This is a genomic window from Methylobacterium sp. CM6247 (assembly GCF_054817925.1).
The window spans coordinates 521,571-535,996 of record NZ_JBTXKX010000003.1; the positions used below are offsets into that span (position 1 = coordinate 521,571).

14 protein-coding genes are annotated in these 14,426 nt (G+C 65.1%); 7 read left to right on the forward strand and 7 right to left on the reverse strand.

The window, feature by feature from the left end; translation table 11 throughout:
* The first annotated feature begins 115 nt into the window (after positions 1–115).
* Positions 116–970 carry a DUF6456 domain-containing protein gene (locus ACYQOP_RS03295; RefSeq protein ID WP_311274283.1) on the forward strand — a complete coding sequence of 285 codons (855 nt, stop codon included), beginning with the start codon at positions 116–118 and terminating at the stop codon, positions 968–970.
* A gap of 5 nt (positions 971–975) precedes the next feature.
* Here the strand turns inward: ACYQOP_RS03295 and ACYQOP_RS03300 are convergent, their stop codons facing one another.
* The 3 genes from ACYQOP_RS03300 to ACYQOP_RS03310 form a co-directional block, all read right to left on the reverse strand.
* Positions 976–1,398: a SufE family protein gene (locus tag ACYQOP_RS03300; protein WP_461221127.1), complete on the reverse strand. Its 423-nt coding sequence runs from the start codon at positions 1,396–1,398 to the stop codon at positions 976–978.
* Positions 1,399–1,513: 115 nt separating this feature from the next.
* Entirely contained in the window at positions 1,514–2,554 is a 1,041-nt protein-coding gene (locus ACYQOP_RS03305; protein WP_056423579.1) for a sensor histidine kinase, read from the reverse strand.
* A 167-nt stretch (positions 2,555–2,721) separates the two neighbouring features.
* Positions 2,722–3,726, reverse strand: a complete 1,005-nt coding sequence (locus ACYQOP_RS03310) for a 2-hydroxyacid dehydrogenase (RefSeq protein ID WP_056423577.1) — start codon at positions 3,724–3,726, stop codon at positions 2,722–2,724.
* Between the two features lie 295 nt (positions 3,727–4,021).
* Here ACYQOP_RS03310 and ACYQOP_RS03315 point away from each other — a divergent pair, with 295 nt between their 5' ends.
* Entirely contained in the window at positions 4,022–4,591 is a 570-nt protein-coding gene (locus tag ACYQOP_RS03315) for an SH3 domain-containing protein (protein ID WP_461221128.1), read from the forward strand.
* An 85-nt stretch (positions 4,592–4,676) separates the two neighbouring features.
* Here the strand turns inward: ACYQOP_RS03315 and irr are convergent, their stop codons facing one another.
* Entirely contained in the window at positions 4,677–5,183 is a 507-nt protein-coding gene (gene irr, locus ACYQOP_RS03320; protein WP_056423575.1) for a Fur family transcriptional regulator Irr, read from the reverse strand.
* Positions 5,184–5,488: 305 nt separating this feature from the next.
* On the opposite strand from irr, the gene fabA reads away from it, so the two are divergent.
* From fabA to fabI, 4 genes are all read left to right on the forward strand, one after another.
* Positions 5,489–6,046: a 3-hydroxyacyl-[acyl-carrier-protein] dehydratase FabA gene (gene fabA / locus ACYQOP_RS03325; RefSeq protein ID WP_056423573.1), complete on the forward strand. Its 558-nt coding sequence runs from the start codon at positions 5,489–5,491 to the stop codon at positions 6,044–6,046.
* A 119-nt stretch (positions 6,047–6,165) separates the two neighbouring features.
* Positions 6,166–7,392, forward strand: a complete 1,227-nt coding sequence (gene fabB, locus ACYQOP_RS03330; protein WP_461221129.1) for a beta-ketoacyl-ACP synthase I — start codon at positions 6,166–6,168, stop codon at positions 7,390–7,392.
* 109 nt (positions 7,393–7,501) lie between these two features.
* A complete protein-coding gene (locus ACYQOP_RS03335; protein ID WP_280136531.1) occupies positions 7,502–7,624 on the forward strand; it encodes a hypothetical protein in 123 nt (40 codons plus the stop codon).
* Between the two features lie 165 nt (positions 7,625–7,789).
* Positions 7,790–8,617 carry an enoyl-ACP reductase FabI gene (gene fabI, locus ACYQOP_RS03340; RefSeq protein ID WP_461221130.1) on the forward strand — a complete coding sequence of 276 codons (828 nt, stop codon included), beginning with the start codon at positions 7,790–7,792 and terminating at the stop codon, positions 8,615–8,617.
* A gap of 13 nt (positions 8,618–8,630) precedes the next feature.
* Here fabI and ACYQOP_RS03345 read toward each other — a convergent pair whose 3' ends face one another.
* The 3 genes from ACYQOP_RS03345 to ACYQOP_RS03355 all read right to left on the reverse strand — a co-directional run bounded on the left by ACYQOP_RS03345 (position 8,631) and on the right by ACYQOP_RS03355 (position 11,384).
* On the reverse strand, positions 8,631–9,692 hold the full coding sequence (locus ACYQOP_RS03345; RefSeq protein ID WP_311274287.1) for an HD-GYP domain-containing protein: 1,062 nt from the start codon (positions 9,690–9,692) through the stop codon (positions 8,631–8,633).
* A gap of 307 nt (positions 9,693–9,999) precedes the next feature.
* Positions 10,000–10,500 carry a dUTP diphosphatase gene (gene dut / locus ACYQOP_RS03350; protein WP_461221131.1) on the reverse strand — a complete coding sequence of 167 codons (501 nt, stop codon included), beginning with the start codon at positions 10,498–10,500 and terminating at the stop codon, positions 10,000–10,002.
* On the reverse strand, positions 10,497–11,384 hold the full coding sequence (locus ACYQOP_RS03355) for an HpcH/HpaI aldolase/citrate lyase family protein (protein WP_461221132.1): 888 nt from the start codon (positions 11,382–11,384) through the stop codon (positions 10,497–10,499). The genes dut and ACYQOP_RS03355 overlap by 4 nt, the downstream gene beginning before the upstream one ends.
* Before the next feature lie 745 nt (positions 11,385–12,129).
* On the opposite strand from ACYQOP_RS03355, the gene ACYQOP_RS03360 reads away from it, so the two are divergent.
* A complete protein-coding gene (locus tag ACYQOP_RS03360; protein WP_461221133.1) occupies positions 12,130–14,361 on the forward strand; it encodes a putative bifunctional diguanylate cyclase/phosphodiesterase in 2,232 nt (743 codons plus the stop codon).
* The last annotated feature ends 65 nt before the right edge of the window (positions 14,362–14,426 follow it).

A 14,426-nucleotide genomic window follows, 5' to 3' on the forward strand; every position in this document is an offset into this window, starting at 1 on the left:
GGATCGTTCGTGCCCGTGAGCGACGCTGAACAAAAGTCGCTTGCGCTAGGATATTTTTCCTTTACTCTTCCCTGAGCCAACGCGACACCCGATGTCACGCGCTAGGGAACATATCATGAACATATCCCGGATCGGCCAAACTCGCAGCACCAGCCGGCGACCAGTGTCGGTCAGTGTTCCGACGGAACTCGGCCGCGACGCGGCCCGCCTTCTCACGGCCCTCGACGCGGAGGGGGCCTACGCGTTGGCGGACCCTTTGACCGAGGGAGACATCATCGTCCGCAACGGTGGTGACGGGATCTCGGTAAGTCGCGGGCGCTACCTCGCGCAGGCCGGTCAGACCCTCCTGTCCTGCGATCTCGCCGAACAGGCGGACGGGCGTCGTGCCAGGCTGACCATCAGCGCCGCGGGCCGGGCCAGGCTACGGCGGGAACGGGCCGGCCGGGACACCCCCTATCTCGCACAGCATCTCGATCTCGAAGGCCGCGGGGAACCGAGCCGACCGGTTCGCGACACATCGGAAAGTCCACTTGCCTGGATGGCCCGGCGGCGGGATCGGGACGGGACGCCCCTGATCGACGCCGCCTGTTTCGAGGCGGGCGAGCGGCTGCGACGCGACATGACCATGGGGGCATTGATGCCCCGGATGGGTTCGGACTGGAGCGGGGTCAAGGTGGATGGTGGGGGCCCGCGCGATCCCTCGGCTGGGTCGGACGCCATGCTGGCGGCCCGGCAGCGAGTCCGCGCGGCACTCAGTGCGGTAGGCAGCGACCTGTCCGGATTATTGATCGATCTCTGCGGCTTCGTGAAAGGCCTGGAGATGATTGAAGCCGAGCGCCGTTGGCCGGCGCGTTCGGCCAAGGTCGTCATCCGTATCGCCCTGGCGCGGCTGGCGGAGCATTACGGGCTGGAGCGGGAAGCAGTAGGGCCTAGCCAGTCACGCCTGCGCCTATGGCGTGACCGCGCCTGAAGGGCTCAGGCGGCCAGTTGCGCGGCATCCCGGTGAATACGCTCGGCCATGGCCCGAACTCCGTTAGAGCGCTTCGACGTCAGGTGGGCGCCAAGGCCGATCTGCTTGAAGACCTGGAAAACGTCGACTTGGGCGATCTCTTTCGGCGTCTTTCCATCGTGCAAGGCCATCACCAGGGCAATCAATCCCTTGGTGATGAACGAGTCACTGGTTCCTCTCAAATACAGACGCGGAGGCTGCTGCGAATGATCGATGTTAGAATCGACCCAAACCTGGCTTTCGCAACCATGGACGCGATTCTGCTCGGTGAGCAGTTCATCCGGGAAGGGCGGCAAGGCACGGCCGAGTTCCATCAGATACTCGAGCTGGTCCGGCCCGTCGTCGAGGATTTCAAAATTGTCGATGATCGTTTCGATGGGCGGAAGCATAATGGCGGGCTGAACTCTTACGAATGCCGACACGGCGCGCTGTGAAGGCGCGGCCCGTTGCAACCATATAGGAAGCGGGGGCCACCCAAGCGACCCTCGCTGGTGCGAAAGTCCGTTATTCCGAGGGATGGACCAGCGCTTCCGGCAGTTGAAGCTCCATCGGATCCGAATGCGTTCCGGTGCCTCGCACCGCGATCTCGGCCTGTGCGGCATAGGCCGCCACCAGCCGGGGGCCAAGATTGGGCACATCCGCCACGCTGGCCGCCGGCTGATCGCCGCCGGAAACGATGGTGAGTCGAACCGGAGCGCCAGCCGTGGCATCAATGGTGATCGAGATCGTGCAGGATACGGAATCGGACGTGGCGTCGAGGCATTCGGCGACGACCTCGGCGACGATCATGCCCAATGCGTTGGCTGTCCTTGGCTCGACGAGGCTGGTGCCGCGCCCTCCCACCGTCACGCTGATCCGCCCGGCCCGCCGCAACTGGCCGAGGCCGGAGGCGAGCCGGTGGAGGTAATCGCGCAGGTCGATAGAGGCGATATGTGGCGCCTCATGCAGATGCTGCTGGACGAGGGCGATCGCGCGGACGCGCTGGCCGAGCGCCTCGAAGCTGCCGCGGCAAGGTGCCGGCGCGGCGCGGCCGTAAAGGCCGATCAGGCTCACCATCACCTGAAGGTTGTTTCTGACGCGGTGATACACTTCCGCGAGAAGGGCCTCCTTCTCGACGAGCGCGTGTTCGGCATGCTCCTCGGCGCGCTTGCGGTCGGTGATGTCGAAGCACGAGGCGAGGTAGCCCTGGAACGTCCCGTTCTCGGTAAGGGGTCGGGCGTTGTTCAGCAGCCAGCGATAGGCGCCATCATGGCGGCGCAGGCGAAACTCGATGGAGTATGGCGCGCGCGATGCAAAGGCCTCTTCGACCAGCGCCGCGTGCCGGTCGAAATCGTCCGGATGCAAGCCACGTCGCCAGCCATGACCGAGCTCGTCGTCGCGGGACCGGCCGGTGAAGTCGAGCCAGCATTCGTTGTGATGGATCGCCCCGCCCTCGGTATCGGAGCGCCACATCATCAGAGGCACGAAATCCGCGAAGCGACGGAAATCGTCGCACGGCACGGCCTCGTCGATGTTTGCCTCGGTCGACTGTGTCTCCGCGGCCATGGTGCTCCTACTCTAACCGCTGCGCGACGCTCGCCCGACGATATCTATCGGCGCCGGTCAACGTATCGGACATGGCACCGTTCCTACGGCTTGGGTCTGCCGATGCACATAGATCGATAAACTAGCAAGCCTCGTGCAAACCCGACTCCGGGCCGGAGGCGGCGACTTCAGAGCATGCTGGGCAGAATCCGGTCCGGCGGACGATGTCCATCCATGAAGGTCTTGATGTTGATGATGACCTTCTCGCCCATATCGGTCCGGCTCTCATGCGTCGCCGAGCCCATGTGAGGCAGGAGCACGACCTTGCCGGAACGCGCCAGCTTGACGAGGCGCGGGCTCACGGCCGGCTCCTGCTCGAACACGTCGAGGCCGGCGGCGGATATCTCGCCCGCTTCGATCAGGCGCGCGAGGGCCGTCTCGTCGATCACCTCGCCGCGGGCCGTGTTCACCACGATCGCCTCCGGCTTCAGCAGCTTCAAACGGCGGGCCGAGAGAAGGTGGTAGGTCGCGGGCGTGTGGGGGCAATTCACCGAGACGATGTCCACCCGCGCCAGCATCTGGTCGAGCGATTCCCAATAGGTCGCGTCGAGCTCTCGCTCGATCTGCGCCGGTGCCTTGCGCCGGTTGTGATAATGGATCTGCAGGCCGAACGCCTTCGCGCGGCGAGCGAGGGCCTGACCGATCCGCCCCATGCCGACGATACCGAGGCGCTTGCCGGTGATGCGGCGGCCGAGCATCCAGGTCGGGGACCAGCCTTCGTCCCAATTGTCGTCCGGAATGATCCGGGCGCCTTCGGCCACGCGGCGCGCCACGGCGAGGATCAGCGCCATCGTCATGTCGGCCGTGTCCTCGGTGAGGACGCCGGGGGTATTGGTGACGGTGATGCCGCGCTCCAGTGCAACCGCCACGTCGATATGGTCGACGCCATTGCCGAAATTCGCGATCAGGCGAAGGTTCGGGCCGGCCTGGGCGAGGAGACCGGAATCGATCTTGTCCGTGACGGTGGGAACGAGGACATCGGCTTCGCGCAAAGCGGCGGCCAGCGCCTCGCTGCTCATCGGCTTGTCATCGGGGCTGAGGCGAATATCGAACAATTCGCGCATGCGTGCCTCGACCACCTCAGGCAGGCGACGCGTGACCACAACGAGTGGCTTGCGCTTCAACGACGACATGCACCCTCCGCGAACGTTTCTGCTAGGCCGGTCTCCGCCGTGAGCCGGAGTTCATGCCGAGGCTTGACCTCGCATTAACCACGCATCGGCCAGACAGGTCCCATAGCTCCGACGCCTTGGCTGCCGGTTCCCGAGGCTTCTCTACCAGAGAGGGCACGGAACACAACGTACCCCCGCGCCCGAAGCATCGCGCGGGGATCGCTAGACGAGGATTCACGATGCCGATCGTGGCCATGACGATCATGGAGACATGGCCGTCCGGGAAAATGACGATCGCGAACCTTTGGGAAGACCGATGATGCGCCTGCCTGGATTCCTGTTCTTCACCTGCATGACGCTGGCCTCCTCATGGGCGGCGCTGCCTTCGAGGGCGATCGCAGCCCCTGCAGGCGCGGGCGATGCGAATCGCGGCCCCGCGACGGGCCTGCCCCTACCCCGCTACGCGAGCCTCAAGACGGATCGCGTCAACCTGCGCGAGGGACCTTCGAAGGATCACCGCACGCTGTGGGTGTTCCAGCGTGCAGGCCTGCCCATTGAGATCGTCGCCGAGTTCGAGACCTGGCGCCGTATCCGGGATTCCGAGGGGACCGAGGGCTGGGTGCTGCACTCCCTCCTTTCCGGCCGGCGCACCTCCATCGTCATGGCAGCCAAGGGAGGAGATTCTGCGATCCCGCTCCATGCGCGGGCGGAAGAAGGGGCGAGCGTAGAGGCGAAGCTCCAGCCCGGCGTCATCGGCAGCGTCAAGAGCTGCACCGGAAGCTGGTGCCGGGTCATCGTCGCGCTGCCCCAGAAGAGCGGCGACGTGGACGGCTATATCCGCCAGGACCGCCTCTGGGGGGTCTACCCCAACGAGAAGATTGACTGAGCGGGAACGCGCAGTTCGGCGAATATGAAAAAGGCCCGGCTGAGCCGGGCCTTTTTCATGATGGCGGGCAGGAGGTCGTAGAGGTTCAGGACTGACGCGCACCGTGCCGGCGGCGCAGGCGGACGATAACCTCGACCCCGGCGATCTCCATGCCTTCGGGCGCATCCGGGAGCGAATCGACGGTGATGCCGCAATCGGGCATGTCCAGCACCTGTCCCTCGTCTTCCAGGAAGAAGTGGTGGTGCTCACTCGGGTTGGTGTCGAAATAGGCCTTCGACCCATCGAGAGCCAACTGGCGTAGCAGGCCAGCCTCGGTGAACTGGTGCAGCGTATTGTAGACCGTTGCCAGCGAGACCGGCACCTTGGCGCGCATGGCCTCGTCATAGAGCATTTCCGCCGTGAGATGGCGGTCGCCGCGCCCGAACAGGAGCCAGCCGAGCGAGAGCCGCTGGCGGGTCGGACGGAGACCGGAGCGGCGCAAACGGTCGCGCAGGTCGGACAGGGGACATCCCCGACGACCGGCAGCCGAAGCGGCATCGAGGGGAGCGCCACGAGCGTTCAGCATGGCTTGCAGCGGCAGCGAGTTGGACATCGGCGGTACTGACATCTCACGTAAATAACACAATACAGCGGGAACTCTATACGAACCTCCCCCCTCGTCGCAACCCGAGCTGGTTGATGGGTGGCCACGCGGTGTGAACATGAGGCTTGTTTAAAGTCATTCCATTGAACACGACGAAAACGAGGTGTTTTGAGGCGCAAAGCCGCTGTGTTAACGAAGCGCCGCTCGCGAGCTCGGATCGTGTCGTGGCCCTGGATGGCCATGCGCGTCCGATGTTTCGAGGGCGATGTCCGGCGTTTCGAGCGCGCCCTCCACCAAGGACCGACACACCGATCATGTCTTCCGATCCCGAATCGTCCGCCGCCGCCGGTTCAGCACAGACCGCCCCCCGCGCCTCCCACTACTCCCATGAGGAGTTGCTGGCCTGCGGTCGGGGCGAGCTGTTCGGTGCCGGAAACGCGCAGCTTCCCTTGCCGCCAATGCTGATGTTCGACCGCATCACCTCGATCGGGACCGAGGGCGGCGCCTTCGGCAAGGGTCATGTCCTGGCGGAATTCGACGTGCGGCCGGACCTCTGGTTCTTCGGTTGTCACTTCAAGAACGACCCGGTCATGCCCGGCTGTCTTGGCCTCGATGCTCTCTGGCAGCTCGTGGGCTTCCATCTCGGATGGCTCGGCGCCCCGGGGCGCGGCCGGGCGCTCGGCGTCGGAGAAGTGAAGTTCAGCGACCAGGTGCTGCCCACCGTGAGCAAGGTCGTCTACGGCATCGACATCAAGCGCGTGCGCCAGGGCAAGCTCGTTCTCGGCATCGCCGATGGCTGGCTGGAGGCGGACGGCGCCCGGATCTACGACGCCAAGGATCTGAGGGTTGCCCTGTTCCAGGCACAAAGCTAACCCCGCTGCCGGTGCATCTCGGGGCCGGCCGCCATCGCGGTGGTTGAGAATGCCCCGACATCATCCTACCTGACACGCGTCGGTGCGACGGCGCTTCGGCGAAAGAGAAGAGCGTTTCCATGCGGCGTGTCGTGATCACCGGGATGGGCATCGTCTCGTCCATCGGCAACAACACCCAGGAAGTCCTTGCCTCCCTGCGCGAGGCCAAGTCGGGCATCGGCCACTCGGCCTCCTATGCCGAACTCGGCTTCCGCAGCCAGGTCGAGGGACGACCGAGCATCGATCCTGAGGGGATCGTCGACCGGCGCGCCATGCGCTTCCATGGCGGCGGCACGGCCTGGAACCACATCGCCATGGATCAGGCGATCAGCGACGCCGGCCTCGAGACCGGTGACATTTCCAACGACCGCACCGGAATCATCATGGGCTCCGGCGGGCCCTCGACGAAGGCGATCGTCGAATCCGCCAACCTCGCCCGGGAAAAGGGCCCCAAGCGCGTCGGCCCCTTTGCAGTGCCGAAGGCGATGTGCTCGACCGCTTCGGCGACGCTGGCGACCTTCTTCAAGATCAAGGGCGTGAACTATTCGATTTCGTCCGCCTGCGCGACGTCCAACCACTGCATCGGCAACGCCGCCGAGGTGATTCAGGGCGGGCGTCAGGACATTATTTTCGCCGGCGGCTGCGAGGATCTGGACTGGACGCTTTCCGTCCTGTTCGACGCCATGGGCGCCATGTCCTCGCGCTACAACGACACCCCTGCCCGCGCCTCCCGTGCCTATGATGTCAACCGCGACGGTTTCGTGATCGCGGGTGGTGCCGGCGTCCTTGTTCTGGAAGAACTGGAGCATGCCAAGGCACGCGGCGCTCGCATCTACGGCGAGCTCGCGGGCTACGGGGCGACCTCCGACGGCCACGATATGGTGGCCCCCTCCGGCGAAGGCGCCGTGCGCTGCATGAGGCAGGCGATGGAAGGGCTCAGGGGCGCGAAGATCGACTACATCAACCCCCATGCCACCGCGACGCCGGTGGGCGATCTCAAGGAGATCGAAGCGATCCGCGAGGTCTTCGGGCGCGGCGACGATTGCCCACCGATCTCGGGCACCAAGTCGCTGACCGGTCATTCGCTGGGAGCCACCGGCGTTCATGAGGCGATCTATTCTCTCTTGATGATGCAGAACGGCTTCATCTGCGAGAGCGCCCATATCGACGAACTCGATCCGGCTTTCGCCGACATGCCGATCCTCAGGCAGCGCCGCGACAACGTTCAGCTCGGTCACGTCGTGTCGAATTCCTTCGGCTTCGGTGGAACCAATTCCACACTGGTCCTGAAGCATATCGACGCTTGAACGGCTAAGCTTATCGAGCTCTACTTGGGTCATACTGTCCATATATCGGCCATTTTCTCGGAACCGCGAATTCGACTTCGCGTTTCCGGGATGGAGCCGAGAGTCTGTGATGGTGATGATCCTGATTTCCTTGAGTGCGCTGGCTGGCCTCGGTGTCGCGGCCACGGCCTGCATTCGGGCTAAGCAGGCGCTCTTCGACACCGCACTCGACGAGACGCGCGGCTATTTCTGATCGCTCGCCCTCCTCACAAGTCCAACGCGATAGTCGGTCCGTACGAGGCCGGCACCCGAGTCCCGGTTCGCTGTGGGATTGGACAGTTCATCGATGCCCGCGCTAAGCGTCCTCGCAATGGCCGGAACTGTCTGACATTTCGGCGCGAGGGATGCGAGGATACGGATGACGGGTTTGATGGCAGGCAAGCGCGGCCTGATTCTAGGGGTCGCCAACGATCATTCCATCGCCTGGGGCATCGCCAAGTCCCTGCATGAGCACGGGGCCCAACTCGCGTTCACCTATCAGGGGGAAGCTCTCGGCCGCCGCGTGAAGCCGCTGGCCGCCTCCCTCGGCTCCGATATCGTGGTCCCCTGTGACGTGGAGGACGTCGCCAGTGTGGACGCGCTGTTCGCTACCCTGGACGAACGCTTCACCGACGGGATCGATTTCGTGGTCCACGCCATCGGCTTTTCCGACAAGGGCCAGCTCAAGGGCCGCTATGTCGACGTGACCAGCCGCGAGAATTTCTCGCGGACCATGGTCATCTCCTGTTTCTCATTCACGGAGATCGCGCAGCGTGCGGCCAAGCGGATGCGCAAGGGTGGCGCGATGCTGACGCTGACCTATGGCGGTTCGACCCGGATCATGCCGAACTACAACGTCATGGGGGTCGCCAAGGCCGCACTGGAAGCGTCCGTGCGCTATCTCGCGGGCGATCTCGGCCCGGAGGGAATCCGCGTCAACGCCCTCTCGGCCGGCCCGATGCGGACTCTGGCCGGCGCCGGCATCGCCGATGCGCGCCTGATGTTCAATCACCAGCGCGCCCACGCTCCCCTGCGGCGCACCGTGACCCTCGAGGAAGTGGGTGGATCAGCGGTGTATCTGCTCTCGGACCTTTCCGGTGGCGTCACCGGCGAGGTCCATTTCGTCGATTCCGGCTACAACATCATCTCGATGCCCCGGCCCGACGTGCTTCAGGCACAAGACGAGGCCGGCGTCGCCGACGCCTGATCCTCCACCCGGCTCAGGCGCTGGCCGGTTCGGGCGGGTTGCTCTCCACCAGCCCGAGAATGTCCTCCCAGCGGGACACGAAGGCGGCGACGCAATCCGGATCGAAATGGGTTCCGGCATGCTCTTCGAGGTGCCGGCGCGCCGCCTCGGGGGTCCAGGCCTTCTTGTAGACCCGCTCCGAAATCAGCGCGTCGAACACGTCGGCGACGGCGACGATGCGGCCTGCCAGGGGGATCTGCGTCGTGCTGAGCCCCTGCGGATAACCCCCGCCATCCCAGCGCTCGTGATGGGTCAAGGCGATGTCGGAGGCGAGTTGCAGCAGATGCGAGGGGCTGTCGTACAGCATGCGATAGCCGCGGATCGCGTGGTGCTTCATCTCCTCGCGCTCGCTGTGGCTCAGCGGTCCCGGCTTCATCAGGATGCTGTCGGGGATGCTGATCTTGCCGATGTCGTGCATGGTCGAGGCCAGGGCGATATCGTTGGCGTCCCCCTCCGACAATCCGAGGCCCTCGGCGATGGCGATAGCGCAGCCGGCGACCCGCGTGAGGTGGTCCCCCGCCTGATCGTCGCGGAACTCGGCCGCCAGCATCAGGCGGCGGATGATCTCGCGTTCCCGTGAGGCAGCCTCGGCGCCGGCACGGTCGACGTCACGGCTCATCGCATCCGATTGCCGGTCGAGGACCTGGCGAGCCAGCGCGAGTTCGAGCAGGTTGCAGACCCGGATCTGAAGGTCGAGTGGATCGATCGATCCGGTCATCACGTCAGTGGCGCCGGCCTCGACAGCCGGGCGCCGCAGGGCGGGGGAAGACCCGAGAAACAGGATTGCCGTGCGGGCGTGCCCCCCGTAGGCGCGCAGGTCCCGGATCACGGCCGAACCATCGATCCCGCTGTCGGGATCGTGCATCACGATGACGAGATCGGCCGGTTGGAACAGCTCGTCGCTCGCGGCGGCCTTCGCCCCGGTGACCAGCCGGATGGCGCAATCGAGACTTCGCAGGTTCAGGACGAGATGGACCGGCGCAGAGGCGCAGACGATGGCGATAAGGGCCGAAGCCGTCTCTACGGATGCGGGCATGGCAGGCATCAGAACACGGTCTCTCCCGACCTTCGAAAGCAGCGGCGGCTGCCGGACGATCCGGAAGACGGAACGCACGCGGGCGAGTCCGCGACGGACGCACGTTCCATCGCCGGAAGCACGGATACAAGGCTCATAGACGGAAATTGCGGCTGAGGATCGCGCCTCAGTTCTCTGACTTCGCGGCCCGCCTGCCGTGTCGCTTCTAGAGCGCTCTCCGCCGAAGTGGGTGCCGGTTCGGCGAAAAAGAGCGCGGCAGAACAAAGGCCTGGAGATGTGCCCCGACCCAACGTGGTCGGGCGCAGCTCTAGCGCCGGCCGGTCGATCCGAATCCACTTTCTCCGCGCCCGGATGGGGGTTCGGATTCGTCTGGATCGAGCGCGTCGACGATAGTGAAGTCCGGCCGTGTCACGCGGGTGAAGACCAGTTGCGCGATCCTGTCGCCGGGATGGATGACGATGGTCGCCCTCGGGTCGGCGTTGCGGTTCCAGGCCGAGACCATCAGAGGCCCCTCGTAATCCGCGTCGATGACGCCGGTCCCGTTGCCCAGCACCAGCCCCTCGCGATGACCGAGCCCGGAGCGCGGGAAGACGAGGCCGCACCAGTTCGGGTCGCGGATCAGTACGCTGAACCCCGCAGCGATCAGCACGGGGGGAGCCTGAGGGGTAAGGAGCAGGGGCTCCTCGAGACAGGCATGGAGGTCGAGCCCCGCCGCCACTGACGACCCCCAGCGCGGAAAACCCCATTCCCGCAGGCGGTTGTCGCGGATGCGCAGACCGACTGTCGGGGCGGCGGACTCGCCGCTCACGCCGCCCGTGCCGCGATGACGTCGGCGAGCGCGACGATGCGGGACGCCTCTACCGCATGGAGCCGCTCGATCATCCGGCCACGGAACGCGATGGCCCCGCGCGTCCGGTTCTCCGGCTCAGCGAAGACAGCGATGATCGCGCGCGCCTCCTCGATCTCAGCCTCCGAGGGGCCGAACAGTTCGTTGGCGGTGGCGATCTGGCCGGGATGGATCAGCATCTTGCCGTCGAACCCGCTATCGCGGCCCTGCTCGCACTCGATCCGGAATCCGCTCTCGTCTCGGAAGGCATTGTAGATGCCGTCGATCACGTCGATTTCGTAGGCCCGTGCCGCCATGACCACGTTCATCAGCCAGGGCATCAGGGCCGGACGGCCCGGCACTCCGAGCCGGACTCGACTGGTCTTGGCGAGATCGTTCGGCCCGACGAGCAGGCATGACAGCCGCGTATCCACGTCGCGGGCGGCGCTGGCGATCTCGTTGATGTGCAGGATGGCCAGAGGCGTCTCGATCATGGCCCAGACGCGGGTATGGTCCGGCGCTCCGAGCCGGCGCAGGCGAGAGCCGATCGACACGAGGGCATCGGGGCCGGAGACTTTCGGAATCACGATCGCGTCCGGTCCCGCCGGCGCGATGCGGGCGAGGTCGGCCTCGCCCCATTGGGTGTCGAGGCTGTTGATCCGCACCGCGACCTCGCGCCGGCCATAGGGCTGGGAGGCCACGGTGGCGGCGACGGCGTCCCGTCCCTCCGCCTTCATCTCGGGTGCGACGCCGTCTTCGAGGTCGATCATCACGACGTCGGTGGGCAGGCCGCGCGCCTTTTCCAGAACCCGCGGATTGGAACCGGGCATGGCAAGGACGCTGCGACGCGGACGGATGTCGGTCATGGGGCGTCGATTTCCCTGAAGCCGTGGCGTGATGCACGGCCGGCGATACCGCTCGCCCTCTCCGGTTTCAAGCTCTCACACTGTGACGGGACCGTCCGAGACCCGATGCTCGGGCGCCGCTCGGATTTCGTGCAGGCCGGTCCGGTCTCGAAACCAGAACACCCGCTTGAACGGATTCGCCCCGGATTCCGGATACGAGGATGCCAATCTTCGAGCGAGCAAAACCGCTTCGCTCCGGGTCTGAATGGCATGGGCCAGCGTCTTCCAGGAGCTTTCGCCGTCACTGCCAATTCTTCGGACGTAGATCGAATGCGCCATGATTGACCTCCGCTGAACGAAAACTGGATGAACAATAGTTATCATTCAAGTCGCCCCGGCGGATTGTGGTGACGCCAAATTCCTCGAAGGTTAACAGATTTTAATATAATCTCAGTTATTTTTAGCCCCGCCCCACCACGGGCGAAAAGCGCTAGAGCAATGGTGTCAGCGCATTAGCGGTGGGTCGAACACAAAGCCAAGCTCCGGCGGAACCGTCATCGGGTTCGGCATTTAAGTTCATATCGCGTGGTCCGTTTCGACCTGGGGGGTCATGTGGGCCAGGCGAAAAGACCCGTGCGCGAAAACTTCCCGTCATCCTCACCCGATCTCTCGAAACTGCTCTTTGACGAGGCCGCCGACGTCGATACCACCCGATGCGTTGGAAGGTCCGTTAGCATTTGATAGCGTACGCTGGTGGAAACCGCTCATGATCGGTGCCGACGCCATGTTACCGAGACCATCGGCACCCGCCGCAATCGATGACCGACACTGCCCGACACAGGAAGCCGCGAGGCTCGCCGCCCTGCGCTCCTGCGGCATGATCGGCGCGGGCTCCGATGCCGGCCTCGACCGCATCGTCAGATTGACCGCGTCGAGCCTCAGGATGCCGATCGCTTGGGTTTCTCTCATTGACGAGGAGTTCTCGTGGCTCGTAGCCCGGATCGGCGTCGACCTGCAGCGGATGCCGCGGCATGGCCTTCCCTGCGAACGGATCATCGCGCGTTCCGATGTCGTGGTCGTCAACGAGGGCGACGGCACGCCGGGCCACCGGGATGGCGGCCTCTTTCGCGATCTGCCGGATGTCCGCTTCCACGCGGGCGCCCCTCTGATTACAGGCGACGGCCACCGGATCGGCTCACTCTGCGTGCTCGATACCGAGCCGCATGCAGAGTTCGACGAAGCAGACCGGGACAGGCTCGCGGACTTCGCCGGCCTCGTGATGGACAGACTGGAAAACCATCGGACGCAATCGGCCAACGCCGCGGTGTTCGGGTTCGCCAAGGCTGCCGAATATGCCCTGTTGGTCGTCGATGGCGCGGGTACGATCGCCTTCTGCAATCCCGCGGCTGAGATCCTGTTCGGGCATGGTGCGGGCGAGATGCTCGGGCGGCCCATCGAAATCATCATTCCCGAACCGCTCCGGGCTGCTCACGCGGCGGGATTTCGACGGATCGCCGCCGGGAACGCGTCACATCTCGCTGGCCGCACCATCGAGTTGATGGCCCTTCATCGCGATGGCAGCACGTTCCCCATCGAATTCTCGATGTCGCTCTGGCAGGAGCCCGGCGGGATCGGGATGGGAGCGCTCATCCGCGACATCAGCGAGTGGCGCGCCCGCGACGCCAAACTGCTCCAGCTGGCCCATCACGATAAGCTGACCGGCCTTACCAACCGTGCTCTTTTCGATGAGCGCCTGGATGGAAGCCTTTCGACGGACCGCTACGCCACGGTGATGCTGCTCGATCTCGACGGCTTCAAGGAAGTCAACGACAGTCTTGGGCACGCCGTCGGAGACGCGTTGCTCCAGGCTGTCGCGATACGGCTGTCGTCCTGCGTCACGCCCGAAATCACGGTGGCGCGTTTCGGCGGGGACGAATTCGCTCTTCTCCTGCCGGGACAGGGCAACCCGCTGAAAGCGGAAACCCTCTCCGCGAGAATCCTCGAGATCTTCCAGACCCCGTTCCCTGTGGCGGGACACGTCTTCCATGTAGGCCTCAGCATCGGCGCGGCGATTGGCGGTCCCGGCGCCGCCCGCGACGAGTTGATCGCCGATGCGGATCTGGCGCTCTATCAGGCCAAGCGGGACGGGCGCCGCTGCTTCCGTCTGTTCGAACAATCCATGCGTAGCGCGGTCGTCGCCCGCCGGGCGCTGCACGACGAACTGACCCGGGCGGTGGAGCATTCCGAACTGGTGCTGCACTACCAGCCGCAGGTCGATCTGGATTCCGGTCGGATCATCGGTGCGGAAGCCCTGCTGCGGTGGGCGCATCCCAGCCGCGGCCTGCTGTTACCTGCCACCTTCATCGACGCCCTCGAAGCCCATCCCCTCGCGGCCTCCGTCGGCCACTGGATCGTCGACGATGTGTGCCGGCAATCCGCCATCTGGCGCTCTCTCGGCCTCCCGCCCCTGCGGATCGCCGTGAACCTGTTCGGCGCTCAATTGAGGAAAGGCCGGCTGGCGGGCGAGGTGATCGCTGCGCTCGAGCGTCACGCCGTGCCACCGAGCCTCCTCGAGATCGAGGTGACGGAACGGATCGCCCTGCAGGCCGACGACACCCTGCTGAACCCGTTGCGCGACTTGCACCGTCACGGGGTCTCCATCGCGTTCGACGATTTCGGCACCGGGTATGCCTCGCTCAGCTCGCTCAAGCGCTTCCCGCTGACACGGCTGAAGATCGACCGTGGCTTCATCCGCGACATCCTCACCGACCGCCATGACGCCGAGATCGTGCGGGCGGTACTCGGCATGGCTCAGAGTTTTGGCCTCGACGTCATCGCCGAGGGAATCGAGACGATCGAGCAGGATATGATGCTGCGCATGATGGGCTGCCGCGAGGGGCAAGGCTATCTCTATGGCCGGTCCATGTCAGCCGAGGCGCTGGCCGCCCTCGTCACGAACACGGGGATGGAAGGAAGAACCGGACCGAAAGCGGCCTGACGGAACCTTGTATCAACCCGCAGTGGACCCAGCGGTCACGCGGAGAGGCGGCGATCGCGCGGCTC